We start from the raw sequence: 24,392 nt of genomic DNA on the forward strand, positions 1-24,392 counted from the left end.
GTGACGCGAGCCGGTCACGATCCGTACGGGGCAGTCCGGCTCGCCGGCCTGGCGGACGGCTCACGGTTGCGGGTCAGCGCCGGATTTGCACCGGCTTCCCCCCGTACGGGTGATGACGACCTGGCCACTGTACCGGCCCGTAGGGAAACGGAAACGGCTGAGGGCCACCTGTGGGTGGCGGCGGGTTCCGGCTCACGCCGATGACGGGGATCGCGCCGATGATGGGGATCGCGCCGATGACGGGGATCATGCCTGACGGGGATCACGCCACCGCCGCACCACCTGAGTCGCTTACACCACCGTCCAAGCCGCTTACACCGCCACGTACGCCACCGGCTCGCTCCCCGTCACCGCCTCCGCCCGCCCCAGCTTCACCAGTCGCCGGAGATGGGCCTCGGCCTCCGAGACGGCGATGTTCCTCGATCCGTAGGGGATCTGGTCCCAGGGGCGGTTCCACTGCATGCGTACGGCGAGCTGCCAGGGGGTGAGGGGCTCGGCGAGGAGTGTCAGCAGGCCGGTGAGGCGGTCCTCGTGGTGGGTGAGCAGCTCCCCTACGCGGGCGGTCGCGTCGGTGAACGCGTGCTGGTGGGCGGGGAGTACCTCGGCGGGGCCGAGTCGGCCGATGCGCTCCAGTGAGTCGAGATAGTCGCCGAGGGGGTCGGTGACGGTCGCGTCGTCCGGGTCTTCGTACAGGCCGATGTGCGGGGTGATCTCGGGGAGCAGGTGGTCGCCGGAGAACAGGCGTCCGTGGCCGGGGAGTCGGGAGGGGTGGTCCTCCTCCAGGTGGAGGCAGACGTGGCCGGGGGTGTGGCCCGGGGTCCAGATCGCGCGGAGGCGGCGGCCCGGGATGTCGAGGAGTTCGCCGGGGACGATCTCGCGGTCGGGCAGGGCGGGGGAGAGGCCGGGCAAGGCGGGGCGGTGGGCGGAGCGCAGGGGCGCCACGTGCTCCTCGGGGGCGCCGGCGGCGGTGAGCTTGTCCGCCATGTACGCGAACCAGCGCCCCGGGCGGGTCCGGCGGGTGCGCCGGACGATCGCGGTGTCCGCCGCGTGCATCGCGACCCATGCCCCGGACGCCTCGCGGACGCGTCCCGACAGGCCGTGGTGGTCGGGGTGGTGATGGGTGATCACGACTCCGTGCACCTCGGCGGCCGAGGCGCCACACGCCGTCAGTCCCGCGGCGAGGGTGTCCCAGGAGTCCGGGTCGTCCCAGCCGGTGTCGACCAGGACCGGGCCGCGGTCGGTGTCCACGACGTACACGAGGGTGTGGCCGAGAGGGTTGTCCGGGATGGGGACCTCGATGGACCGTACGCCGCCGCCGTGGTCGTACACCTGCGTCATGGACTCCCCAATCGCCGCGTTCCGGTCACTATAACTAGAACGAGTTTCGATGGGAGCCCGAGTCACCTGTCCCGGCTCCGAGAGAGTGGTGTGCGTTCCGTGGACTCCTCTGAGTAGAACTGGTATCAGTTTCGATGTCTGATGGATCGTCAGAGACAGGCTCCGGGGAGGCAGTCGGCCATGACCGAGCTCGTGGAACACGGACAGTTGTTCATCGGCGGGGAGTTGACCGACCCCCTCGGAACGGACGTCATCGAGGTGATCTCGCCGCACACGGAAGAGGTCATCGGGCGTGTGCCGCACGCCTCGACGGCGGATGTGGACCGGGCCGTCGCCGCCGCGCGGAAGGCGTTCGACGAGGGGCCCTGGCCGAGGATGTCGCTCGATGAGCGCGTCGAGGTGGTCACCCGCATCAAGGACGCCTTCGCCGTGCGCCACGAGGAGATCGCCCGCGTCATCAGCTGCGAGAACGGCACCCCGTACACCTCCGGCGTCATGGTGCAGGCCCTCGCCGCGATGATGGTGTGGGACGCGGCGATCACCACGGCGAAGGCCTTCACGTACGAGGAGCGGCGCGCCGGAGTGCTCGGCCCGATCCTCGTGCGCCGCGAGCCCGTCGGGGTGGTCGCGGCCGTCGTCCCCTGGAACGTGCCGCAGTTCACCGCCGCCGCCAAGCTGGCCCCGGCGCTGCTCGCGGGGTGCCCGGCGATCCTGAAGGTGTCGCCCGAGACCCCGCTGGACGCCTACCTGCTGGCGGAGATCGCAGCCGAGGCCGGCCTGCCCGAGGGCGTCCTGTCGATCCTGCCCGCGGACCGTGAGGTCAGCGAGTACCTGGTGGCCCACCCGGGCGTCGACAAGGTCTCCTTCACCGGCTCGGTCGCCGCGGGCAAGCGGGTCATGGAGGTCTGTTCGCGCAACCTCACCCGGGTCACCCTCGAACTGGGCGGCAAGTCGGCCGCGGTGATCCTGCCGGACGCGGACGCGGAGACCGCGGTCAACGGGATCGCGCCCTTCGCCTGGATGATCAACGGCCAGGCCTGCGTGGCCCAGACCCGCATCCTCGTGCCGCGCACCCGCTACGACGAGTTCGCCGAGGCCTTCGCCGCCGCCGCGAACGCGCTCGTCGTCGGCGACCCGCTCGACCCGGCGACCCAGCTCGGCCCGCTGGTGGCCCGGCGCCAGCGGCAGCGCAGCCTCGACTACATCCGCATCGGACAGGAGGAGGGCGCCAAAATCCTCACCGGCGGCGGACGCCCGCCGGGCATGGACCGCGGCTGGTACGTCGAACCGACCCTCTTCGGCGACGTCGACAACTCCATGCGCATCGCCCGCGAAGAGATCTTCGGCCCGGTGATCTGCCTGCTCCCGTACGGCGACGAGCCGGAGGCGGTCAGGATCGCGAACGACTCCGACTACGGTCTGAGCGGCAGCGTGTGGACGGCGGATGTCGAGCGCGGGATCGAGGTCGCACGGCAGGTCCGTACCGGCACCTACTCCGTCAACACCTTCAGCCTCGACATGTTCGGCCCCTTCGGCGGCTACAAGAACTCCGGGCTGGGGCGGGAGTTCGGGCCCGAGGGGTACGGCGAGTACCTGGAGCACAAGATGATCCATCTGCCGGCCGGCTGGGAGGGCTGATGGGCGACCGCTGGCACGTGGAGGTCGACCGCTCCATCTGCATCGGCTCCGCCCAGTGCGTCCACCACGTCCCGGACGCCTTCCGCCTCGACTCCGCCATGCAGTCCCATCCCGTCGATCCCGAGACCGACGCCAACGAGAAGATCCTGGGGGCGGCGGAAGGGTGTCCGGTGGAGGCGATCGTGATCACACTGCTGGGGAGCGGGGAGCCGGTGTTTCCGCCCGAGGAGGAGTAGAGAGCTCGGAAAATCATCGCCCGAGGGGTTACATATCCGGACAAAAGTCCTATCCTAGATATAGGCCTACGGGACGAGTGAGGGAGTTCGACCGGAGTAGCCGACTCTGGCGAGAGGTGACGGCCTCCGCCGGTGCCGACGTCGACGGTCGGGCTGAGAGGCCGGAAGGTCGGAGGGCCGAGAGGTCCAAAGACTGGAAGGCGACCCCTAGCCACCTGATCCGGTTAATACCGGCGAAGGGAACCCGTCTCGTAGGTCCATTGCGTGTCCGGGGTCCATTGCGTGCCTGGGCCCCCACTGTGTGGCCGTGGGGGGTTTTGCGTGTCCGCGGGGCTTGTCAGGCCGATTCCGTGGGGCTCGTCAGATCGATCAGACGGCACACCGTCTCGATGTCGATCTTCACCTGGGCGATCGAGGCGCGGCCCGACAGCCAGGTGATCAGCGCCGAGTGCCAGGTGTGCTCGATGACGCGAACCGCCGACAACTGCTCCGGCGTCGGATTCTCCAGGCCCATCGCGTCCAGGATGATCACCGTCGTCTGGCGGGAGACCTGGTCGACCTCCGGGCTGACGCTGCGGTCGGCGAAGGTGAGGGCGCGCACCATGGCGTCGGCGAGGTGCGGCTCGCGCTGGAGGGCGCGGAAGGCGCGCATCAGGGTCTCCGCGACGCGCTCGGCGGCCGTGTCGCCCGTCGGCGGCTTCTTGCGGAGCGTGCCGTGCATGTGCTCCAGCTGGTCCTGCATGGTGGCGACCAGGAGGTGGACCTTGGAGGGGAAGTAGCGGTAGAGGGTGCCCAGCGCGACCTGGGAGGACTCCGCGACCTCCCGCATCTGCACCGCGTCGAAACCGCCCCGGCTCGCCAACTGCGCGCTCGCGTGCAGTATCCGGCGCCGGCGTGCCTCCTGCCGCTCGGTGAGGGGCGGGGAGACGGGCTGCGCCCCGGCTCGCGCGCTACTGGCTTCCACCTTGGCTTCCGCAGGCATGGGTCCTGTTCCGTGACGGTCGGTGAGGGCGTGCGATCAGACAGCATGGCAGGCCCGGCGGGGTCGCGCCCGTCGTGGCGTGAATCACCTGATTCATCGCTCACAGCGGCCCTACCTGCCGGTAGATTCAGAGCCTCTTGAACGATCAAGTCTGAAACTTGTTCTAGATTAGCGTCCCGGCGTAATGTCGCGGGAAAGTGCAGGGAGAAGGGGGCCCAGAGTGACCGCTGAGGCCAGTCAGGCGGGGTCCCCCGGGGACCGTGCCGCCGACGGCGAGCGACCGCTCCGCATCGCGCTCCTCACGTACAAGGGAAACCCGTTCTGCGGCGGCCAGGGTGTGTACGTACGCCACCTCTCCCGCGAACTCGCCCGCCTCGGCCACCGGGTCGAGGTCATCGGAGCCCAGCCGTACCCCGTACTCGACGAGATCGAGATCGAGGGCGGGGGAGCGAACCGGAGCGGGAGCGGGAACGAGGACGCAGACCCCGGACGGCTCTCCCTCACCGAACTGCCCAGCCTCGACCTGTACCGCCAGCCCGACCCCTTTCGCACCCCCAAGCGGGACGAGTACCGCGACTGGATCGACGCCCTCGAAGTCGCCACGATGTGGACCGGCGGCTTCCCCGAGCCGCTGACCTTCTCACTGCGCGCCCGCCGCCGACTGCGCGCCAGACGCGGCGAGTTCGACGTCGTACACGACAACCAGACGCTCGGATACGGCCTGTTGGGCGACATCGGCGCACCGCTCGTCACCACCATCCACCACCCCATCACCGTGGACCGGCAGCTGGAACTCGACGCCGCCGAGGGATGGCGGCGACGGATGTCCGTACGGCGCTGGTACGCCTTCACGCGCATGCAGAAGCGGGTCGCGCGCCGCCTGCCGTCGGTGCTCACCGTCTCCGGTACGTCCCGTCAGGAGATCGTCGACCACCTCGGCGTACGCGACGACCGCATCCACGTCGTCCACATCGGCGCCGACACCGACCTTTTCTCGCCCGATCCGTCCGTCCCGCAGGTGCCCGGCCGGATCGTCACCACGTCGAGCGCGGACGTGCCGCTCAAGGGCCTCGTCTTCCTCATCGAGGCCCTCGCCAAGGTCCGCACCGAACACCCCGGCGCCCACCTGACAGTCGTCGGCAAGCGCGCCGAGGACGGGCCGGTCGACCAGGCCATCGAGCGGTACGGCCTCGAAGGCGCCGTCGAGTTCGTCAAAGGCATCTCCGACCCCGAACTCGTCGACCTGGTGCGCTCGGCCGAGGTCGCCTGCGTGCCCTCGCTGTACGAGGGGTTCTCCCTCCCGGCGGCGGAGGCCATGGCCACGGGTACGCCGCTGCTGGCCACCACCGGCGGGGCCATCCCGGAGGTCGCCGGACCCGACGGGGAGACCTGCCTCGCGGTGCCCCCCGGCGACGCGGGCGCGCTGGCCGCCGGGCTGAGCAGGTTGCTGGGCGACCCCGGGCTACGAATACGGCTCGGCGCGGCCGGGCGTGAGCGGGTGCTCGCCCGCTTCACCTGGGCCAAGGCGGCGGAGGGCACGGTGGCCCAGTACCGCCGGGCCATCGCCCTCCCCCACGCTCGGCTTCGCTCGCGCGGGGGAACCCCCATCGCGGCCCCGGGGCCCGGCCCGGCCTCACAGAAGACTTCCACCACACCCCCCGCCGAAGCCCCCGACCGTGAAAGCAGGGCCACGTGCTGACCGTCGACTTCTCCCGGTTTCCGCTCGCCCCGGGAGACCGAGTCCTGGACCTGGGCTGTGGAGCGGGCCGGCACGCGTTCGAGTGCTACCGGCGCGGCGCGCAGGTCGTGGCGCTGGACCAGAACGGCGAGGAGATCCGCGAGGTCGCCAAGTGGTTCGCGGCGATGAAGGAGGCGGGGGAGGCCCCGGCCGGCGCCACCGCGACCGCGATGGAGGGCGACGCCCTCGCGCTGCCCTTTCCCGACGCCTCCTTCGACATCGTGATCATCTCCGAGGTCATGGAGCACATCCCCGACGACAAGGGCGTCCTCGCGGAGATGGTCCGCGTACTCAAGCCCGGCGGCCGTATCGCGATCACCGTCCCGCGCTACGGCCCCGAGAAGCTCTGCTGGGCACTCAGCGACGCCTACCACGAGGTCGAGGGCGGCCACATCCGCATCTACAAGGCGGACGAACTCCTCACGAGGATCAGGGAAGCCGGACTCAAGCCGTACGGCACCCACCACGCCCACGCGCTGCACTCCCCGTACTGGTGGCTGAAGTGCGCGTTCGGCGTCGACAACGACAAGGCGCTGCCGGTACGGGCGTACCACAAGCTCCTGGTCTGGGACATCATGAAGAAACCGCTGGCCACACGGGTCGCCGAGGAGGCGCTGAACCCGCTGATCGGCAAGAGCTTCGTGGCGTATGCGACCAAGCCGCACCTGCCCACCGAGGCAGCCGCCGGTGACTCCCCGGTGGCCGCCCGGTGACCACACCCCAGACGGAACACCTCGTCCTGCCCAGGGTGTTCACCGCCGAGGAGGCCGCGGAGACCGTACGCGGGATTCTCTCCGTACAGCGCGAGGACGGCGCCATACCGTGGTTCCGCGGACACCACCTCGACCCGTGGGACCACGTCGAGGCCGCGATGGCGCTGGACGCGGCCGGGGAGCACGAGGCGGCGGCGCGGGCGTACGAGTGGCTGCGGCTCCACCAGAACGAGGACGGCTCCTGGTACGCGGCGTACGCCGACGGCGACCCGCACGACGTCACCGACCGCGGCCGCGAGACGAACTTCGTCGCGTATGTCGCCGTCGGCGCCTGGCACCACTACCTTTCGACCGGCGACGACACGTTCCTGGACGGCATGTGGCCGTGCGTGTACGCGGCAGTGGAGTTCGTGCTGCGGCTCCAGCAGCCCGGCGGGGAGATCGGCTGGCGGCGCGAGGACGACGGCACGGGCACCACCGAGGCGCTGCTCACCGGCAGCTCCTCCGTCCACCACGCCCTGCGCTGCGCCCTCGCCATCGCCGAGCAGCGCGAAGAGCCGCAGCCGGACTGGGAGCTGGCGGTCGGCGCGCTGCGGCACGCGATACGGCGGCACCCGGAGCGGTTCCTCGACAAGGGCCGCTACTCGATGGACTGGTACTACCCGGTGCTCGGCGGCGCGTTGACCGGCGCCGAGGCCAAGTCCCGTATCGAGGAGGGCTGGGACAGGTTCGTCGTCCCGGGACTCGGTGTCCGCTGCGTGCTCCCAAACCCGTGGGTGACGGGCGGCGAGTCCGCCGAACTGGCCCTGGCCCTCTGGGCGATGGGCGAGTCGGACCGCGCGCTGGAGATCCTCCAGTCGATCCAGCACCTGCGCGATCCGCGGACGGGCCTGTACTGGACGGGGTACGTCTTCGAGGACCGGGCCGTCTGGCCCGAGGAACTCACCACCTGGACGGCCGGTTCCCTGCTCCTGGCCGTGGCCGCCCTCGGAGGCGACGAACCCACCTGCGCGGTCTTCGGCGGGGAGCGCCTCCCGACGGGCCTGGACCCCGACTGCTGCGTCTGAGCCGCCGCCAGGCGCTCAGCGGCGGTGCGTCCTGTTGGCGATCGCGTGGCCCACGAACAGGTACACGACCGCGGCGAGCCCGTAACCCGCGACGACCCGCGCCCACTCCTCGTCGAACGTGAACAGGTCGTGCGACCAGCCGGCGAGCCAGCGGGCCGCGTCGTGGATGAACTGCACGAAGTCGTTGGCCTGGTTGGCGTCCAACAGGTACATCAGGATCCACAGGCCGAGGATGACGGCCATGATGTCGGCCACGATCGCGATGATCCTGCCGGCCTGGTTGGCACCGGTTCGAGAATTAGGGGACATGCCCTCCGAGTTGCCCTCGAATCCCGGGTGAAACCCGAAGGGGCACCAGCCTTTATGAGTTGAGCTCGGCGAGCACGCGCAGCGTGTGCGGATCGGGGGCCAGCACCAGCAGATCCGTCACCGGCCCCTTCCGCCACAACTCCAGCCGCTCCGCGATCCGTTCACGCGGTCCGATCAGCGAGATCTCATCGGCGAAGGCATCCGGCACGGCGAGCACGGCTTCCTCGCGGCGCCCGGCGAGGAACAGTTCCTGTATGCGCCGGGCCTCCTCCTCGTACCCCATCCGTCCCATCAGATCGGCGTGGAAGTTGCGCTTCGCGTGCCCCATCCCGCCGATGTAGAAGCCGAGCATCGCCTTCACCGGCAGCAGCCCCTCGGTGACGTCGTCACAGACCCGCGCCTGGGCCATGGGGGCGATCAGGAAGTTCTCCGGCAGCTCGGTCAGCGAGGCCTCGTACACGTCGGTCCGGGTCGGCGACCAGTACAACGGCAGCCACCCGTCGGCGATCCGGGTGGTCTGCGCGATGTTCTTGGGCCCTTCCGCGCCCAGCAGGACGGGCAGGCCGGCGCGGAGGGGGTGCGTGATGGGCTTGAGCGCCTTGCCGATGCCGGAGGCGTCCGGGCCGCGGTACGGGTGGGAGTGGAACCGCCCGTCCAGCTCGACCGGGGCCTCGCGCCTGAGGACTTGGCGTACGACATCGACGTACTCCCGGGCCGCGGTCAGCGGCGACGACGGGAACGGGCGCCCGTACCAGCCCTCGACGACCTGCGGACCCGACAGCCCGAGGCCGAGCAGGACGCGCCCGCCGGAGAGGTGGTCGAGGGTGAGGGCGTGCATGGCGGTGGTGGTGGGGGAGCGGGCGGCCATCTGGGCAACCGCCGTGCCCAGCTTGATCCTTGAGGTGCGGGACGCGATCCAGGTGAGCGGGGTGAAGGCGTCCGACCCCCAGGACTCGGCGGTCCACACGGAGTCGTAGCCGAGCCGCTCGGCCTCCTGGGCGAGGGGGAGGTGATCCGCCGAGGGGCCGCGCCCCCAGTAGCCGAGTGCGAGACCGAGCCGCATGGCTGCTCCTCCTGACGCTCTGTCAGCTTGCCGGTGGGGAGGAGCGACTGTACGGCAACGGCTCCCCACCCGGAAGGGCAGGGAGCCGTAAGGATGTTGCTGGTGTTGCTGGTGCTTCTGGGGCGCGGTGGGGAGGCGGGTGCTCAGCCTCGCTGGATGCCCGACGTGTCCTGCAGCACACCCCGGCGGCCGTCCTGAGTCTGGGCGACCAGGTTCGGGCCGCGCTGCTCGACGGCCAGGTACCAGGTGCCCGGCGCCAGTTCGGCGATCGTCGCCTGGGAGCCGTCCTCCGCGAACAGCGGCCGCGGCACCGGCACGGCGAACCAGAACGGCGAGAAGTCGCTCGCCGGGGGCTGCGGAGCCTGCGGGGACTGCGGGGCCTGCGCCTGCTGCGGCTGCTGCGGCTGGGCGCCGTACGGCTGCCCCGGCTGCGGCTGACCGCCGTAGGGCTGACCAGGCTGGCCGGGCTGCCCCGGCTGACCGGGCTGCTGGGCGCCCGGGTAGCCGTAACCGCCGGGCGGCTGGGCGCCGTACGGCTGCGGGGCCTTCGGGCGCGGCGCGCTGAGCAGGGCGGCCTTGAGGGGCGGGACGAGCGGGGTGGCCACGGCCGCGGCGGCCATGAGCAGCGTGGCGACGAGCGCCAGGATCAGACCCGTACCGGAGCTGGGGCCGTTGCTCGCACCGGTGCCGATGTTGTCCGCGCCGCCGGCCGGGTCGAAGATGTTGCCCAGCGCGCTCCACGCGGCGAAGACCGTGAAGGCGATGCCGAACTGGCCGAGGTCCAGACCGGCGACCTTGGGCACCTGCGGCAGACCCCGCGAAACGACGACGAGCGCGGCGCCGATGAGCCCCGCCAGGACGACACCGAGCAGGACCGGCCCGCTCTCCCAGAGATTCGGGAGGGCGATGCTGTCGGGAGCCCCGTCGAACGAGTAGAGGTCGAGGAACGACGCGATGAACAGCAATACCGCTGCTCCGATCACCACGCCGTCGCCTCTAGTGAGGGAGCGGATATTCACTTCAAGCAGTCCTTCGGCTCAGTCGTCTCGTCATCGGTGGAGGCGTCGCTGTCACCATGTCGCCGTTCGGCCGTGGTGTGAAGCGCGGGGGTGGCCCCACATCGTAAAGAGACCCTATCGTCCGTCCGACGTGGGTGTCCGCCGGGATAAGTGCGCCGTCACTTCCCACCACTTCCCACCCGCTACGCGCGCAGAAAACCCACGATTCCCTCAGAGATCCCCTGTGCCGCCTTCTGCCGCCAGGCACCGCTGGTCAGCAGCGCCACGTCCTCGCTGTCGCGCATGTTGCCGCACTCGATGAACACCTTGGGAACCGTTGACAGATTGAGACCGCCCAGATCCGTCCGCGTGACCAGCCCGGTGCCGTCGCCGACGTAGTTGGAGGGCACGCTGCCCGTGCGGCGTACAAAGCCTCCCGCGATGCGCTCACCGAGATCCCGGGAGGGGCCGACGATCGACCGCGTGTCCGCGGAGCCCTCGTTCACCGCACCCGGCAGGATCACATGGAACCCCCTGTTCCCGGCCCCCGACCCATCCGCGTGGACCGACACGACGGCATCCGCCTCCGCCTCGTTCCCGATCCGCGCCCGCTCGTCGATGCACGGCCCCCAGTCCCGGTCCCCGTCCTGGGTGAACTCCACAGTCGCGCCCTGCCGTTCGAGGATCGTCCGCAGCCGGCGTGAGAGATCCAACGTGAACGTGGCCTCCGCGTACCCGTCGTTGCTCGCCGTCCCCGTCGTGTCGCACTCCTTCCAGCCCGTCCCGATGTTCACCTTGCGGTTGATCTCGGTGGTGTGCTGGAAGTTGCCGGGGTTGTGGCCCGGGTCGATGACGACGACCTTGCCCTTGAGGGGGGCGGCGGGGGCGGGTTGGCTGTCGTCGGTGGGGGAGGGGGCTGGTTGCTCGTCGGAGGGACTGGGGGAGGAGGCAGGAGGCGAGGCCGGGGCCGGATTCGAGGACGGAGCCTGCGATGCCGCCGCTCCCCCCGAGTCACCCACCGCCTGCCACACCCCCCACCCGGTCAGTCCCCCCACCACGAGCGCGGCGACCGCCACGGTCAGGGGCCTGCGCAACGGAGAACGGCGGGGCTGGGGCGGATCGAAGTCCGGGCCTACGTACGACACGACTGCCACCTTATCTGGCGCACGTGCAGCGTCGCGAGTAACGCCCTCAGCGGGAAACCCCAGTTCAGGGCCGTATACGCCGCCGTCTCACGCTCAGCGTGTGAGGTGGGTGTGAGACATCGGGCGCCCTCGCGGACCGCGTGGCGGGCACAGCGAGGCCCCTGCCGCTGAAGGTATCGAGCCCTTCGGCGGCAGGGGCCGTCCACGTCGGAGGTTTACCCGCCCGGTGGGCTCTTCCGGAGATACCGCCGTCTCCAACCAAATCCGGACGCAGTAGAGCCCCGCCGCGCGGAGGCTTCCGGACCTCCAAGCGCGGCGGGGCCTGTCGTACGTGCACGAGCCTGTTGGCGGAACGAGTATCTCAGCACCGTGCGCGCGGCATATGCGCGAGCATGCGACCCTGCCCCTGCGGTCGCCATGGGGAGCGTCAGGACGTCGGCGTCGCTGGCACCCCAGCCGACACGGCCGCCACGTACGCGACCACGGCGAGCGCCCGGATCACGGTCGCCTGGCCTTCAGGGCGCGGATGCGGGCCAGGAGCGCGAGCGGCTGCGGATCGGGCTGCACGAGGTGCGCGTGCTCGTTGTGCGCCCACACCTCCCAGCCCGGCCCCGAGGCACCGTGCACGTACGCGATCGCCCGGCCCGGCGCCCGGTCGGTGATCAGCCCGTCGCAGTAGCGGCAGTAGTGCAGGGACGCGGTCATGACTTCCTCACCACCTGGGCGTGGCAGGCACAGCCGCAGCGGCGCGCCAGCAGCAGCCCCATGGAGTGCGGCAGCGGGACATCCTCGGTCTGACGGCACTCACGGTGCAGATACTCGTAGCCGGGCTCCTGCGTGACCGTGCACTCGACGGACAGGGACGCCGCGTCCATGGCGCCGGAGGGGGTCGCCGTCACAGCCGCTCACCACCCAGGTGCTCCAGGTGGCCGCACAGCGTGCGCACCGAGCGGGCCAGCCGGTGCACCACCGACACCCGCACGAACAGCGTGTCCCCACGCCCCAGACGCAGCCGCACACGAGCCTCCCCCACGCAGCACAGAGCACGATCGCGTGCCCTGTGCCCCCTGGGGAGGCGGACAGCGGCCCGCTCGACCGCAGGGATGAGCAGCTGGATGTGCCCCCGCAGCTGGCGGCGCAGCGTCTCCAGGTCCTCGTCGGACAGCGGTTCGGCTCCCCTGGCGAGCACCCGGTCCACTGCCGCGCGCATCGTCGCGACGTCGATGGGCAGGGCCTCGATCCCGGCCTCCGGGGTGAGTCCGGTCATCGGTACTCACCTCGCGACCGGGCATTGGCCGTGGCAACGCCCGCACTCAGCGCCTCGGCGGGCGTGACCGGGCGGAGGTGCTCCGGGCGGGTGTCCCACTCGCGGCCTCCGCCGACGGGGCGCAGCTGCACGTACGGGCCGACGAAGCCCATCACCTTGCCGATCCTCTGCCGCTGGGTGTCCTCGACGGTGTCAGCGAGGTGCGGCTCGTACACCGCCTCCGTCTCGATACCGACCCGCTCCCGGTTCCTCTCTTCGATCGTGGGCGGGTCGGCTGTAGCGTTCATCATGTCGTCGCTCCCTCGAAGCGTCGGCCGTACCCCGCCGTTAGCGCGGTCGCCGGGGCGTTCGCTGTCGCCGGTCACGACGGCTGCCTTCTGGCTGCGGGCCTGCGCTCAGGAGGGCAGTACTGGACACGTCGTTCCTGCACGCTCATCGCATCCCCGCGTCGTCGTTGACCAGGTGTGAAACCAGCGTGACGCTACGAGAGGACAGGAATGCTCACGGTTTTGTGAGCGTTGTGAGCGTGACTTACAGGCCGATCCACGCGGCCATGTGGCCCAGCGTGTCCGGGGTACGCCGAGACAGGTGCACGAGACCAGTGATCGTGTCGCGGGCTCCGGGGTGATATCGGGTCTGCTCCGGCGCCATCTTGCGTGCGTCGACCAGATGCTCCAGCGCCTTCTCGGTGTACCCCGTCTCCATCTCGGCGCGGGCCCGGTCAATCAGGAAGTGCGCTCGGCGCGATGTCGCCAGCTTCGGTGGAAGCTTCATCTTGCGCGCCTTCTTCAGCGCATCGTCGTACTGGCGCATCTCGACGGCCGCGGACATTTCGTGCAGGGCGACGTTGGTCGGCCCGAAGGACAGCCAGTGCACGTTGGAGGCGTCACCGATGCGCTTCGCGATCCGGCCTGCCTCACCGATGTGCAGCTTCACGGCCTCCTTGTCCTTGGCCCGCGCGGAGATGACCGAGGCCCCCAGGTGCAACTGCCCGGCGACGGCCAGGGCCTCGCGCGTCTCGTCGGCCTGCCCGACCACGCTGTGACCGGAGGCGACGAGCCGCTGACCGATCCGGTACTCGCCCTCCCGGAAGTACACCAGCGCACGCATGTACTGGCGCACGGCAGCCAGGCACGGGTCCGAGGCACGCTCGGCGGCCCACGCCATGCGGTCCAGGGCGACCGAGCTGAGGTCGTAGTAGCCGAGCTTGATGCTGATGTCGTGCGCGGTGCGGTACGCCGACGCGAGCGCCTGCCACAGCTCGGTCGTTGGTGCCGACCAGGCGGCGTGCGTCAGTTCGGCGATGAGGTCCGGCAGCTTCCGGGCGGCGTTGCGCAGGTGCGTCGCCCGTACTTCCTCGCACAGCTGGTCCGCTCCGGTGGTGAGCTGGTCTGCCGGTCGTGCGGTGAGGTCGGGGTTCGGTCCGAGGTCGTACAGGTCGAGGGCTTCGCGGATCGGCCGCACCAGTTCAGCGAGCCGGTCCCGCTGCAATTCGGTCACGTACGGCTGCCCGGTCAGGACCGTCACGTCGACATTGAGAGCCTTGGCGCAAGCGGCCACGAAGTCGGCCGTCGCCGGGCGGGCCCCGCACTCCACCCGATTGAGCAAGCTGTAGGAGTACGGCAGCAACTTGGCCAACTGACGCTGGGTGAGCCTGGCCAGTCTGCGCTGTTCCTTGATGCGGGCGCCCGTGTGGTTGTCGTCCAGTGTGGGCATACTGGTCTCCTGTTCTGAGCAGCCACTTGGAACAGTACCCGCCCCGACTCCCTTCAGAGCGGGGGCGGTTGCATGTGGTCGGATAGGACCATGACGACCGATCGTGTGCTGTATCTGTTCGGCTCTGCTGCCCCGCCCGTCTTCGACGTCGACAAGGTGATCCAGAATGCGCAGGGCCGCGGCTTCGACGTGTGCCTCGGCCTCACCCCGACCGCCGCACGCTGGCTCGCGCCGCAGCTGGCCGAACTGGAGCAGCTGACCGGGCACCCCGTACGCAGCGAGTACAAGAGGCCCGGTGAGCCGGACGTGTGGCCGAAGGCGGACGTGATCGCAGTCGCGCCGGCCACCTTCAACACGATCAATGCGTGGGCGCTCGGCCTCACCCGGGACTTCGTGGTGGGAGTGGTCGCCGAGGGAATCGGCAAGGGCATCCCGACGGTGACGATGCCGTGTGTGAACGCGGCGTACGTGCAGCATCGGCAGTTCGCGCGCAGCGTTGCCGAGCTGCGCGCGATGGGTGTACGGGTCTTGTACGGCGAGGGTGGGTTCGTGCCCAACCAGCCAGGCCAGGGCAAGCCGAAGGAGTACCCCTGGCATCTGGTCCTCGACGCAGCCGAGGGCCTGGTCAACCTCTGACAGCCGTCCGCACAGCACGCTGCCCCGGCCGCGACGGGGGTGGCGCGACCAGAGCAGCGGTGCAGCGCCCTGCTTGGGGGCTCCGGGCGTGCCTATAGGCCCCGGTGAGGCGCCGGACTCCTGAAAGGGGGCGCCGGTGAGGCGATGGGACGCTCACAATGCGCCACCCTGGCCGGAATTCGCAATAGGGTGGGACGCGGACCGCCCCGATTCATCACCCGACAGAGGGGAATCCTGGGAGAAGAGTGCCAAAACATGGAGACGATCAAGCCCCGCACGGCATGGTGTCAGACCCATGGAGCACACTGAAGCCAGATGCAGCCAACTGGGGGGTAGGCGATGACGATGACCATCCAAGGGCAACGGAGCGCCGAGCACGACGACGATGTCATTACCGAACTCACGCCGGAAGAGTGGCGCGCAGGTGCTCAGCGCGCACTCGCCGAACTCGGCCTCACCTACGTCGAACTTGCCGACCAGGCCCGGCGACGCGCTTTCACCAGCGCGCAGGCCCACGCTCTGTGGACCGCGATCGGCGGCACACTTGATCAGTGACGACCTCAGGCGCAAGACCAACGGCTTCGCCAAAGAGATCCAGGCTGTTCTGAACGGCACTATCGCCAGCAACGTGCAGGTCACCGTGGTCGCCTCCTACCTGGAGAGCAGCGGGGACCGAGTGCTCACGATGGGCAACCGTGTCTCGAAGACGACCCGTACCGCGCAGCGGTTCCGTCTGCGGCCCCGCAATCCGAAGGCGCAGTTGTGGATGGATGTCAGCTTCCAACTCCGCATGGACTCCGAGCGCGAGCATCTGATGGTTCAGAAATCATTCTTCGGTGTCTTCCCTGCGGAGGATGCGAAGGAAGGCCTGTGCCACTACGACTACGAGCGCGATAAACCCGACGGCTATCCTGACGCGCACGTGCAGGTCGGCGGCCAGTCCACGGTCTTATCCGCGCTGAACTGCCCCAAGGAAGGCGACGGTGGCCGTTCGCTGTCGAGCCTCCACTTCCCGGTCGGCGGGAAGCGCTTCAGGCCATGCCTGGAGGACGTGATCGAGTTCCTCGTCATCGAGCGCCTCGTACAGGCCAGGGAGGACTACGAGAAGGTCCTCGAAGCCAGTCGGGAGAAATTCCGGATGAACCAGTTGCGGGCCGCGATCCGCCGTAACCCGGAAGTCGCCCGGGAGTACCTGAACAAACACGAGGCTCTGCGGAGCTAACCGGCGCGAACACTGGCCGCGCGCCGGGCGGCCGGACATCGCAAAGCCCCCGCCGTCTGCCCGTGATGGGCAGACGGCGGGGATCGGTGCGTTCAGCGGGTGACGAGTAGTCCGATCACGGTGGCGAGCAGGGCGCCGACTCCGGTGAGCGCCCCGACCACCGGAAGTGGGAACCGGCGGCCCTCCAGCGACTCGACCTTGGCCTTCAGCTCCCTGATCTCTTTCTCCGTGTCTTCACGCAGCTGGCGTACGTCAGCGTCCGTGCGGTACGTCCGCTCGACGAGGACACCGAGTGTGCCCTTGATGTCAGCCAGACCCGTGTTGCTCTCCCCTCGTAGCTGGGCGAGTTCGACTGCGAGGTTCGTCGACGGGTCCGGGGATGTCGTCACGACGGGTCCTTCGTCACCCTCCAGACCACCCCGAGCGCGGCCAGCGCGGCGACCGCCGCAGTGAGCCCCTCGGCACCGGACACGGTGCCGTCCTGCATCGCCGTCGACAGGGAAGCGGTACCGGCCGCGAGCGCCGCCGTGGCCGCCTTCGCATAACGCGACACCTTCATGGCTCAGCTCTCCTTCCAGCTCAGGACCTTGACGTACGAGGCCGCCGTGAGCTTGATGTCGGTGGCGTGCTCGTCGTGCGCGCACACCTTGATCGCCAACTTGCGGCCAGCGGCGAGGCGCTGCGTGAACCCCAGGCACAGGAACTCGGCACCCGGAGTGGGGCCCAGCTCGACGATCGGGTGCTGGTGGACCTCCTTGTCGCCCTCCATCTCCACCACGCGGGCCTGTACCTGCCCCTCGCAGAGCAAGCTGAACCGCAAAGGGCTCTTCGCGAAGGTCTCTTTGCGAAGAACTCTTTGCGGACTACCGTGTGTCGCATGGCTGATGCAGTGGAGAGGCCGGATGGCCCGAACGTTGAAGAGGACTCGGTTGTCCTGGATGCCAAGGGGCTGCGTGCCCTGGCGCATCCGGTGCGCGTGCAGTTGGTCGGGCTGCTGCGGAAATACGGCCCGTCGACGGCCACCCGCCTCGCGGAGCGGCTGGGCGTGAATTCCGGTACGGCCAGCTACCACCTCCGGCAGCTCGGCGCGGCCGGTTTCGTCGAGGAGGACACCGAACGCGGCAACGCGCGAGAGCGCTGGTGGCGTTCGGTGCACCGGACTACCTGGTTCAACGATCCGGAGCTGGCCGAGCGGGAGCCCGAGGCCGCACTGGCCTACCAGCAGTCCGTCGCCGCCATCTACACCCTGCGCACGCAGCAGACCCTGAACGGGCTTCAGACGATGCCCCGCGCATGGCGGAACACCTTCGACATGAGCGACTGGGCCCTGCGGCTCACGCCCGAGGAAGCCGCCGCCCTGTACCGCGAGTTGACGGAAGTCGTCGCGCGCTACCGGCGAGACGCGCCGGAGACGGCGGCAAGTGCCCCCGAGGGAGCCGAACGGGTCGCTGTGATCACGCAGATCCTGCCCGAACTGGATGCGCCTGCCGCGTCGTCGCTCCCTTCCGGCCCTCAGGAAGAGGAAGGAAGCCCGACGTCATGACCGACGACGCCTCGGAGGCCGGCGGCATACCCGGCAAGAGGTCCTTACGGCCGCTGGGCGGGGTGCTGGCGGCCATGGCCGTGTCGCTGACCGGCACGCGGATCTCCGTTGTGGCACTGCCCTGGTTCGTCCTCGTCACAACCGGCAGCGCCACCCAGACCGGACTGGTCGCCTTCTGCGAGATGGCGCCCTACGTGGTGGTCAAGGCGTTCACCGGGCCGCTCGTGGACCGGATCGGCCCGCGGACCGTTTCCTGGACCACCGATCTGGCCAGCGCGACCGCCGCCGCCGCGGTTCCCCTGCTCCACACCCTGGACCTGCTGTCCTTTCCGCTCCTGCTGGTTCTGGTCGCGCTGATCGGCGCGGCCCGGGGACCCGGCGACCTGGCCAAGGAAGTGATGGTCCCGGAAGCGGCCGAGCGCGGCCGGGTGCCGCTGGAGCGGGCCACCGGTCTATCCGGTGTGATCGAGCGGCTCGCCTCCACCGTCGGCCTGGCGGTCGGCGGATCCCTGGTGGCGCTGCTCGGTCCCCTGACCGGACTCGCCGTCAACGCGGGCTGCTTCGCCCTCGGATCGGTGATCATCAAACTCGCGCTGCCTCGTGGCATGGGGCACGCGGCCAAGGAAGCCCCCTCGCAGGCTGGGGAGACGGGACCGGGCTACTGGCGGCGGTTCGGCGAGGGCTTCACCTTCCTGCGCGGCGAGCCGCTGCTGCTCACCGTCATCGTCATGGTCGGCATCACCAACCTGCTGGACGCGGCGATCACCTCGGTGCTCGTACCCGTCTGGGCCAGGGAGTCCGGCAACGGACCGACCGCGATCGGTCTGATGGGCAGCGTAATGGGAGCCGCGGGGGTCGGCGGGAGCCTGATCGCCGCGGTGGTCGCGCACCGGCTGCGGCGGCGGGTGGTGGTTCTCACCGGGTTCCTGCTGGCTGGGTCACCGAGGTTCCTGATCCTCGCCTTCGATGCCCCGTTGGGGGTGGTACTGGCCGTCTTCGCGGTCAGTGGGTTCGGTGCCGGCTTCGTCAACCCAGTACTGGGCGCCGTCCTCGTCGAACGGGTGCCGCGCCGGATGCTGGGCCGGGTCAACGCGCTCGGTGACTCGCTGGCCTGGGCCGGTATCCCTCTCGGCGGGCTGCTCGCCGGGGCGGCGGTGACCGCTGCCGGACTCGTGCCGGTGCTGCTCACCTGCGCCGCCGCGTACTTCCTCACCACGAATCTGGCTGGACTGCGGCCGGAATGGCGCGAGATGGACCGTACGCGTGGGCGGGGCATCGTGAAGCCGCATTCCAAGGAAGACGCCTCACAAGGCAGTGCGAATGTAGCGACATGACGTCTACGGCAGGGAGGTGGACCACCTGGTCTCCTTCTCCCTCCCACCGCTCCTTCTGACCCCGCCCACGCCGCCCACCAGCGTGCGGTGAGCCTCGGCTCGCCCGTGCTGCTGTCCCTGATCGCCGCGCGCGAGGCTCATCCACGAGAGCCCAAAAAGTCTCACACGGCGATGTCGAGAACCCGTGACCGGCTCCGTCCCCGAGGTGAACGCGACCACAATGGGTCGCACCAGCACCGAGGAGAAACACGATGGCCAAGTACCTGCTGCTCAAGCACTACCGCGGCGCCCCGGCAGCGGTCAACGACGTGCCCATGGACCAGTGGACGCCTCAGGAGATCTCGGCCCATGTGCAGTACATGAACGACTTCGCGGCCCGGCTGGAGAAGACCGGCGAGTTCGTCGACGGTCAGGCGCTCGCCCCCGAGGGGGCGTGGGTCCGCTACGACGGCGAGGGGCGCCCGCCGGTCACCGACGGACCGTTCGCCGAGACCAAGGACCTCATCGCCGGCTGGATGGTCATCGACGTCGACAGCTACGAGCGCGCCGTGGAGCTGGCCGAGGAACTGTCGGCCGCCCCCGGGGCGGGCGGCAAGCCGATCCACGAGTGGCTGGAGCTGCGCCCGTTCCTGACCGCGCCGCCCACCATCACGGAGTGACCTCTCAGGTGACTCAGATGAACGAGGCCCTGCTCCGCAGCCTCACGCCGAGCGTTCTCGCCGTCCTCGTCCGCCGCGGAGCCGACTTCGCGGCGGACGAGGACGCCGTGCAGGACGCGCTCGTCGAGGCGGTCCGCGTCTGGCCCGCCGACCCTCCGCGGGATGCCAAGGGCTGGCTGGTCACCGTGGCTGGCGCAAGTTCCTCGACGCGACCCGGGCGGACATCGCCCGCCGCCGGCGTGAGGACCGCCTCGACGAGGAACCGGCGCCCGGACCCGCGCCCGCATTCGACGACACGCTCCAGCTCTACTTCCTGTGCGCCCACCCGTCGCTGACCCCGTCGTCCGCGGTCGCGCTCACGCTGCGCGCTGACCACCCGCCAGATCGCCCGGGCCTGCGTGGTGCCCGAGGCGACCATGGCGCAGCGCATCAGCCGGGCCAAACGCACTGTGTCCGGCGTGCGATTCGACCGGCCCGGCGACGTCGCCACCGTGCTGCGCGTCCTCTACCTGGTCTTCAACGAGGGCTACTCCGGTGACGTCGACCTCGCCTCCGAGGCCATCCGGCTCACCCGGCAGCTCGCGGCCGTGATCGACCACCCCGAGGTGGCGGGGCTGCTCGCCCTCATGCTGCTCCACCACGCCCGGCGCGCCGCCCGGACCGCGCCCGACGGCAGCCTGGTGCCGCTCGCCGAGCAGGACCGCGGCCGGTGGGACACCGTCTCGATCGCCGAGGGAGTTAAGATCCTGCAGGCGGCCCTCGCCCGCGACCGGCTGGGCGAGTTCCAGGCCCAGGCCGCCATCGCCGCCCTCCACGCCGACGCGCCCACCGCCGAGGAGACCGACTGGGTGCAGATCGTCGAGTGGTACGACGAGCTCGCGCGCCTGACCGACAGCCCGGTCGTCCGGCTCAACCGCGCGGTGGCCGTCGGGGAGGCCGACGGACCGCGCGCCGGGCTGGCGGCGCTCGCGGCGCTGGACGACTCGCTGCCCCGCCACGCCGCGGTGGCGGCGTACCTTCACGAGCGCGACGGCGACCTGGCGACGGCGGCACGGCTGTACGCCGAGGCGGCCCACAAGGCCCCAACCTCGCCGAGCGCGACCACCTGACCCGCCAGGCCGCCCGGCTCAACGCCCGTCGGTGTCGCTGACGGGCCGCGCTCGGATTTTCCCGCGGCACTGGGCGCGCCCCCGTGGCCGGAGCGGTCGCCTCACAGTGAGTGGGCGGGTCGATACCAGCTGCACAACGCGTTGCCGGCGGGGAAACTCAGCGGCGACGACATGCGCGCTGGAGGCGTGGTGACTCAATGGTGTCGCCCCGGTCGGCGGCTGGCACACCGCGACCGTCATGGGGCATCCCCTCGTACGAGAGGACAAGTCCGTCCACCTCGCACTCACGGTCGAGCCGGCAGAACTTCGTGTCGCCATCGGCCCGCAAAGCGACGCCCGCCTTCACGAACTCTTCGACGGACCATGCGCGACGGTCGTCCGCATGGCACTGGAGCAGGAACAGGCCCAGCCGGTACAACGCGCGATCACCTACAACCGTCCTCCGGGCCACCTGAGCGCCTGCCGAACCGTCAAAAACCTTCATTTTCTGAAGATTGCCCCGTGGTGTGACCTTTAGGGCTTTATGGTGCTCGGTCTTCATAGCTATTTGGCGGTTACGCGGGGTCATGGTCCCGCCCTTGTTGGTCCCGCCCCTGTTGGGGCGGGGCCTGCGGGTTCGTCCCGAGACGTGTTGCCTGGGGTGCTTGTTCAGTCCAGGTCGTAGTCAAAGGTGTAGGGGACGGACGGTTCGCCGTGCTTGGCGGTGAAGCTGCCGGTCCCGCGCAGTCCGTCCAGTTCTCCGGTCCCTGATCCCGGCACGACCTCGAAGGTGCAGTGCACAGTGCCGTCGGCGTCGAAGGAGCCGCGTTCTTCGGCGACGGAGGTGCCCTCGCGACCGTCGAGGTGGCCGGCTAGGACCTCCATCCCGGTGAACGTGCCGGTCTTCTCCGTGACGTAGACGATGGTGTATTCGCAGGTGGTGTCGGTGGCCTCGATGCCGCCGGAGAAGGTGTTGGTGACGGTGGCGTGGGCGAGTCTCGGACTCACCTCGCTCGGCGTGAGAGTGCGCTCTTCCCAGTTGGCGAAGGTGAAGTGGCCGCTGGTCTGGACGGGCATGGCTGTCCTCTTGATCGGTCGCACGGTCTTCCCCGTGCGGTGCGTGATCAGCCTGACCGCCGTACCTGACATCTCCCGTCAGGTACACCGGGGCAATGGTTCCATGCGTGCCGACCGGCTTCTCTCCCTGCTTCTGCTGCTCCAGAACCGCGGGCGGATGACCGCGTCTGAACTCGCCGCGGAGCTGGAGGTGTCGGTCCGTACGGTCTACCGGGACATCGAGGCGCTCAGCGCGTCGGGCGTCCCGGTCTGCGCCGACCGTGGGCCTGCCGGTGGCTACCGGCTGGTGGACGGGTACCGCACGCGGCTGACCGGGCTCACCGACACCGAGGCCGCATCACTCTTCCTCGCAGGGGCTCCCGGGCCTGCGCGCGATCTGGGCCTCGGGGCGGTGCTGGCTGCCGCGCAGCTGAAGCTGCAGGCCGCTCTTCCGGCCGAACTGGCTGACCGGGCCCGGCGCATCCAGGACCGGTTCCACCTGGATGCGCCGGCCTGGTTCCGGGACGCCGACCCGGTTCCGTATCTGGGGCCGGTGGCCCAGGCAGTGTGGGGGCAGCGGGTGCTGCGGGCACGCTATCGGCGGTGGGGTGGTGAGGTGCACCGGGAGCTGCATCCGCTCGGTCTCGTCCTCAAGGGCGGGATCTGGTACCTGGTGGCGCGGGCCGACGAGACCATACGGACCTACCGGATATCGCGCTTCCTGGCCGTGGACACCACAGGAGAAGTCTTCGATCGCCCGGCCGGATTCGACCTGGCTGCCTACTGGGAGGAATCCTCCCGCCGCCTGGAGGCCGCGCTTCACCAGGGAGTTGCGCTCCTGCGGATCTCGCCTCGCGCCCAGAAGCTGTTGCCCATGCAGTTCGGCGCGGCGGGCACACGAGCCCTTGAGGGAGCCGGGCCGCCGGATGCTGAGGGCTGGGTGCAGGTGGAGATGCCGGTCGAGACACAAGCCGTCGCGGTCAGCGACCTGCTCAGACTGGGCATTGAGGCCGAGGTGATCGGCCCGCCCGAGCTGCGGGCGGCCATCGCCCAGACCGCGGCCACGCTGGCCAGCCGCTACGCGTCATCGCTGTGAACGCTTCGGGCTCAGGTCCAGGAAGCTTCCTGCCCATAGGCGTCCCAGCGCCGGTTGAGGTCGTCGGGGGAAGTCCGGCCGTCGTGGCCAATGTCAGTTTCTGAAGTCGACTGCGCGTGGCTTCGTTCACGTCCAGCAGCAGCGTTTGTTCACTGGTTGCGGCGGCAGTGGGCGATCGACGAGCTCGTGGATGTTCACGAGAAATAGCGTCAGTGGCCGAGGACGGTCTGGCCGACCAGACCAGACGTTCTGTTGTGCAGTGCCAGCACGGTGCGCGCAGCGCATAGGCTCCCTGAGTTATGAAGGTGCTGATCTCTGTCGACATGGAGGGCATCTCGGGGATCGTGCATCCCACCGAGACGAATCCGGATCGCTACGACTACGAGCGCGGTCGCGCGTTAGCGACGGCTGAGGCGAACAGCGTGATAGCCGGTGTGCTGGACGCCGAACCCACTGCCGAGGTGTGGGTCACCGACGCACATGGGCCGTTCCGTAACCTGCTGCCGGAGAGCCTTGACCGACGGGCACATCTGGTTCGCGGCAAGCCGCGCCCGCTGGGCATGCTCGGTGGACTCGACGAACGCACCGACGCGGTTCTGCTCGTCGGCTACCACGCCCGTGCCGGTCGCGGCCCGGCCGTGCTCGCACACACCATGAACGACGGCATCCTCGACGTGCGTGTGGCCGGGCGTTCCATGGGCGAGATTGGTCTCAACACCGCCATGGCCGGGCATCTGGGCGTACCGGTCGTGCTGCTCAGCGGCGACGACAGCGCCTGCGCCGAACTGCGTGATCTGGTCCCCTCCGCGGTCACCGTCGCGGTCAAGCAAGCCCTCGGTCAGGGCGCTGCTGTCACCCTCCACCCCGAGGAAGCGCGGGAGCGGATGCGCCGTGCGGCCACCGAAGCCATCACGCGGCACGCACAGGTCTCGCCACTGACCCTTGCCGGACCGCTTGAGGTCGAGATCGACCTGTCCGCGCCGTTCATCGTTGACCTGGCGACACTCGTGCCAGGTGTCTCACGCGCTGAAGGCGGCCGGACGGTCACCTTCACCGCCGCCGACTTCGCCGAGACATACCAGCTGGTCCTGCTGCTCGCACAGCTCGCGACCATCAAACCCGGCTAGGCACCGATTAGGAGGCCGCGCGGATGGGCGCGGTGGTGGGACCCGGGCAGCAAGACAGGCACAGCTCTTGGCGATCATGGAGTTGCGACGCTCTGTGATCACCGGGGAGACCTGTGCCTGTGCTGCCATCATGGCTGACCGAACCACTCTGGAGCCAATTCGCCGTTTTGCTGCCCGAGCGGCCGGAGTACCACCCGGACCATCCACTCGGCTGCCACCGCCCGCGCATCAGCGACCGGATCGTCTTCGTGACCGGACCACCCGAAATGCTGTCCAGGCTGAGGGATGGTCCGGTGGTACCGGTGCGGTGCGGGCACTGCACGACGCGAGATCTCGTGTCCTCCGCCAGGTAGCCCTGCTCTGCGACAACGCGGATCAGGGCTTTTTGTTCTGCGTCCCCCACCAGTTCACTCACACGGCG

At 69.7% G+C, this 24,392-nt stretch carries 29 protein-coding genes, 2 pseudogenes and 1 riboswitch; of the genes and pseudogenes, 15 read left to right on the top strand and 16 right to left on the bottom strand.

Annotated features, from left to right (window positions below; translation table 11 throughout):
* Nucleotides 1–12 precede the first annotated feature (12 nt).
* Nucleotides 13–155, bottom strand: a riboswitch (cobalamin riboswitch).
* A 157-nt stretch (nt 156–312) separates the two neighbouring features.
* On the bottom strand, nt 313–1,338 hold the full coding sequence (locus ACWD3C_RS20455; RefSeq protein WP_451145787.1) for an MBL fold metallo-hydrolase: 1,026 nt from the start codon (nt 1,336–1,338) through the stop codon (nt 313–315).
* Between the two features lie 180 nt (nt 1,339–1,518).
* Between ACWD3C_RS20455 and ACWD3C_RS20460 the strand changes: the two genes are divergently transcribed.
* Nucleotides 1,519–2,976, top strand: a complete 1,458-nt coding sequence (locus ACWD3C_RS20460) for an aldehyde dehydrogenase (RefSeq protein ID WP_451145789.1) — start codon at nt 1,519–1,521, stop codon at nt 2,974–2,976.
* Complete coding sequence (locus tag ACWD3C_RS20465; protein ID WP_451145791.1) at nt 2,976–3,212, top strand: ferredoxin; 237 nt, start codon at nt 2,976–2,978, stop codon at nt 3,210–3,212. The genes ACWD3C_RS20460 and ACWD3C_RS20465 overlap by 1 nt, the downstream gene beginning before the upstream one ends.
* A gap of 337 nt (nt 3,213–3,549) precedes the next feature.
* Here the strand turns inward: ACWD3C_RS20465 and ACWD3C_RS20470 are convergent, their stop codons facing one another.
* Nucleotides 3,550–4,194: a TetR family transcriptional regulator gene (locus ACWD3C_RS20470; protein WP_451145793.1), complete on the bottom strand. Its 645-nt coding sequence runs from the start codon at nt 4,192–4,194 to the stop codon at nt 3,550–3,552.
* Between the two features lie 220 nt (nt 4,195–4,414).
* Between ACWD3C_RS20470 and ACWD3C_RS20475 the strand changes: the two genes are divergently transcribed.
* Genes ACWD3C_RS20475 through ACWD3C_RS20485 form a run of 3 tightly spaced genes read left to right on the top strand, consistent with a single transcriptional unit; the run spans nt 4,415 to nt 7,712 of the window.
* Nucleotides 4,415–5,893: a glycosyltransferase family 4 protein gene (locus ACWD3C_RS20475; RefSeq protein ID WP_451145795.1), complete on the top strand. Its 1,479-nt coding sequence runs from the start codon at nt 4,415–4,417 to the stop codon at nt 5,891–5,893.
* On the top strand, nt 5,887–6,645 hold the full coding sequence (locus ACWD3C_RS20480; RefSeq protein ID WP_451145797.1) for a class I SAM-dependent methyltransferase: 759 nt from the start codon (nt 5,887–5,889) through the stop codon (nt 6,643–6,645). Before ACWD3C_RS20475 ends, ACWD3C_RS20480 begins: the two co-directional genes overlap by 7 nt.
* Complete coding sequence (locus ACWD3C_RS20485) at nt 6,642–7,712, top strand: prenyltransferase/squalene oxidase repeat-containing protein (protein WP_451145799.1); 1,071 nt, start codon at nt 6,642–6,644, stop codon at nt 7,710–7,712. Before ACWD3C_RS20480 ends, ACWD3C_RS20485 begins: the two co-directional genes overlap by 4 nt.
* 15 nt (nt 7,713–7,727) lie before the next feature.
* Here ACWD3C_RS20485 and ACWD3C_RS20490 read toward each other — a convergent pair whose 3' ends face one another.
* From ACWD3C_RS20490 to ACWD3C_RS20530, 9 genes are all read right to left on the bottom strand, one after another.
* Entirely contained in the window at nt 7,728–8,021 is a 294-nt protein-coding gene (locus tag ACWD3C_RS20490) for a hypothetical protein (protein ID WP_451145801.1), read from the bottom strand.
* Nucleotides 8,022–8,073: 52 nt separating this feature from the next.
* Nucleotides 8,074–9,084, bottom strand: coding sequence for an LLM class F420-dependent oxidoreductase (locus tag ACWD3C_RS20495; RefSeq protein WP_451145803.1), 1,011 nt, complete (start codon nt 9,082–9,084; stop codon nt 8,074–8,076).
* Nucleotides 9,085–9,227: 143 nt separating this feature from the next.
* Nucleotides 9,228–10,103 (bottom strand): hypothetical protein, encoded by an 876-nt coding sequence (locus ACWD3C_RS20500; protein ID WP_451145805.1) that lies wholly within the window; start codon nt 10,101–10,103, stop codon nt 9,228–9,230.
* 182 nt (nt 10,104–10,285) lie between these two features.
* Entirely contained in the window at nt 10,286–11,227 is a 942-nt protein-coding gene (locus ACWD3C_RS20505; RefSeq protein WP_451145807.1) for an N-acetylmuramoyl-L-alanine amidase, read from the bottom strand.
* Between the two features lie 498 nt (nt 11,228–11,725).
* Nucleotides 11,726–11,932, bottom strand: a complete 207-nt coding sequence (locus ACWD3C_RS20510; protein ID WP_451145809.1) for a hypothetical protein — start codon at nt 11,930–11,932, stop codon at nt 11,726–11,728.
* Nucleotides 11,929–12,126: a hypothetical protein gene (locus ACWD3C_RS20515; RefSeq protein WP_451145811.1), complete on the bottom strand. Its 198-nt coding sequence runs from the start codon at nt 12,124–12,126 to the stop codon at nt 11,929–11,931. Before ACWD3C_RS20515 ends, ACWD3C_RS20510 begins: the two co-directional genes overlap by 4 nt.
* Complete coding sequence (locus ACWD3C_RS20520) at nt 12,123–12,494, bottom strand: DUF6415 family natural product biosynthesis protein (RefSeq protein ID WP_451145813.1); 372 nt, start codon at nt 12,492–12,494, stop codon at nt 12,123–12,125. Before ACWD3C_RS20520 ends, ACWD3C_RS20515 begins: the two co-directional genes overlap by 4 nt.
* Nucleotides 12,491–12,784: a hypothetical protein gene (locus ACWD3C_RS20525; protein WP_451145895.1), complete on the bottom strand. Its 294-nt coding sequence runs from the start codon at nt 12,782–12,784 to the stop codon at nt 12,491–12,493. Before ACWD3C_RS20525 ends, ACWD3C_RS20520 begins: the two co-directional genes overlap by 4 nt.
* 241 nt (nt 12,785–13,025) lie before the next feature.
* Complete coding sequence (locus ACWD3C_RS20530; protein WP_451145815.1) at nt 13,026–14,210, bottom strand: helix-turn-helix domain-containing protein; 1,185 nt, start codon at nt 14,208–14,210, stop codon at nt 13,026–13,028.
* 90 nt (nt 14,211–14,300) lie between these two features.
* On the opposite strand from ACWD3C_RS20530, the gene ACWD3C_RS20535 reads away from it, so the two are divergent.
* The 3 genes from ACWD3C_RS20535 (at nt 14,301) to ACWD3C_RS20545 (ending at nt 16,068) form a co-directional block, all read left to right on the top strand.
* Nucleotides 14,301–14,846, top strand: coding sequence for a flavoprotein (locus ACWD3C_RS20535; RefSeq protein ID WP_451145817.1), 546 nt, complete (start codon nt 14,301–14,303; stop codon nt 14,844–14,846).
* Between the two features lie 339 nt (nt 14,847–15,185).
* A complete protein-coding gene (locus ACWD3C_RS20540) occupies nt 15,186–15,401 on the top strand; it encodes a hypothetical protein (RefSeq protein WP_451145819.1) in 216 nt (71 codons plus the stop codon).
* Entirely contained in the window at nt 15,391–16,068 is a 678-nt protein-coding gene (locus tag ACWD3C_RS20545) for a hypothetical protein (protein WP_451145820.1), read from the top strand. Before ACWD3C_RS20540 ends, ACWD3C_RS20545 begins: the two co-directional genes overlap by 11 nt.
* A gap of 92 nt (nt 16,069–16,160) precedes the next feature.
* Here the strand turns inward: ACWD3C_RS20545 and ACWD3C_RS20550 are convergent, their stop codons facing one another.
* From ACWD3C_RS20550 to ACWD3C_RS20560, 3 genes are read right to left on the bottom strand one after another with little or no spacing between them, the layout of a single operon-like run.
* Nucleotides 16,161–16,457: a hypothetical protein gene (locus tag ACWD3C_RS20550; protein WP_451145822.1), complete on the bottom strand. Its 297-nt coding sequence runs from the start codon at nt 16,455–16,457 to the stop codon at nt 16,161–16,163.
* Nucleotides 16,454–16,627: a hypothetical protein gene (locus ACWD3C_RS20555; RefSeq protein ID WP_451145824.1), complete on the bottom strand. Its 174-nt coding sequence runs from the start codon at nt 16,625–16,627 to the stop codon at nt 16,454–16,456. Before ACWD3C_RS20555 ends, ACWD3C_RS20550 begins: the two co-directional genes overlap by 4 nt.
* Before the next feature lie 3 nt (nt 16,628–16,630).
* Nucleotides 16,631–16,888: a hypothetical protein gene (locus ACWD3C_RS20560; protein ID WP_451145826.1), complete on the bottom strand. Its 258-nt coding sequence runs from the start codon at nt 16,886–16,888 to the stop codon at nt 16,631–16,633.
* A 57-nt stretch (nt 16,889–16,945) separates the two neighbouring features.
* Here ACWD3C_RS20560 and ACWD3C_RS20565 point away from each other — a divergent pair, with 57 nt between their 5' ends.
* The 4 genes and pseudogenes from ACWD3C_RS20565 (at nt 16,946) to ACWD3C_RS20580 (ending at nt 20,754) form a co-directional block, all read left to right on the top strand.
* Entirely contained in the window at nt 16,946–17,611 is a 666-nt protein-coding gene (locus ACWD3C_RS20565; RefSeq protein WP_451145828.1) for an ArsR/SmtB family transcription factor, read from the top strand.
* Nucleotides 17,608–18,945: an MFS transporter gene (locus ACWD3C_RS20570; protein ID WP_451145830.1), complete on the top strand. Its 1,338-nt coding sequence runs from the start codon at nt 17,608–17,610 to the stop codon at nt 18,943–18,945. Before ACWD3C_RS20565 ends, ACWD3C_RS20570 begins: the two co-directional genes overlap by 4 nt.
* A gap of 251 nt (nt 18,946–19,196) precedes the next feature.
* Nucleotides 19,197–19,604 (top strand): YciI family protein, encoded by a 408-nt coding sequence (locus ACWD3C_RS20575; protein ID WP_451145832.1) that lies wholly within the window; start codon nt 19,197–19,199, stop codon nt 19,602–19,604.
* 17 nt (nt 19,605–19,621) lie between these two features.
* A pseudogene (locus tag ACWD3C_RS20580) lies at nt 19,622–20,754 on the top strand (RNA polymerase sigma factor).
* Nucleotides 20,755–20,870: 116 nt separating this feature from the next.
* On the opposite strand, the gene ACWD3C_RS20585 reads toward ACWD3C_RS20580, so the two are convergent.
* Together ACWD3C_RS20585 and ACWD3C_RS20590 are read right to left on the bottom strand one after the other, a co-directional pair.
* Nucleotides 20,871–21,281 carry a hypothetical protein gene (locus ACWD3C_RS20585; protein WP_451145834.1) on the bottom strand — a complete coding sequence of 137 codons (411 nt, stop codon included), beginning with the start codon at nt 21,279–21,281 and terminating at the stop codon, nt 20,871–20,873.
* An 80-nt stretch (nt 21,282–21,361) separates the two neighbouring features.
* The gene (locus ACWD3C_RS20590; RefSeq protein ID WP_451145836.1) at nt 21,362–21,769 is read right to left on the bottom strand and encodes a DUF3224 domain-containing protein; all 408 of its coding nucleotides are present in this window, start codon (nt 21,767–21,769) and stop codon (nt 21,362–21,364) included.
* A gap of 103 nt (nt 21,770–21,872) precedes the next feature.
* On the opposite strand from ACWD3C_RS20590, the gene ACWD3C_RS20595 reads away from it, so the two are divergent.
* From ACWD3C_RS20595 to ACWD3C_RS20605, 3 genes and pseudogenes are all read left to right on the top strand, one after another.
* Complete coding sequence (locus ACWD3C_RS20595; RefSeq protein WP_451145891.1) at nt 21,873–22,844, top strand: helix-turn-helix transcriptional regulator; 972 nt, start codon at nt 21,873–21,875, stop codon at nt 22,842–22,844.
* A gap of 299 nt (nt 22,845–23,143) precedes the next feature.
* Complete coding sequence (locus ACWD3C_RS20600; protein ID WP_451145838.1) at nt 23,144–23,971, top strand: M55 family metallopeptidase; 828 nt, start codon at nt 23,144–23,146, stop codon at nt 23,969–23,971.
* Nucleotides 23,972–24,084: 113 nt separating this feature from the next.
* Nucleotides 24,085–24,219, top strand: a pseudogene (locus ACWD3C_RS20605) (IS5/IS1182 family transposase); the annotation flags it as partial.
* Between the last annotated feature and the right edge of the window lie 173 nt (nt 24,220–24,392).

The organism is Streptomyces sp. NPDC002845, from assembly GCF_053591955.1.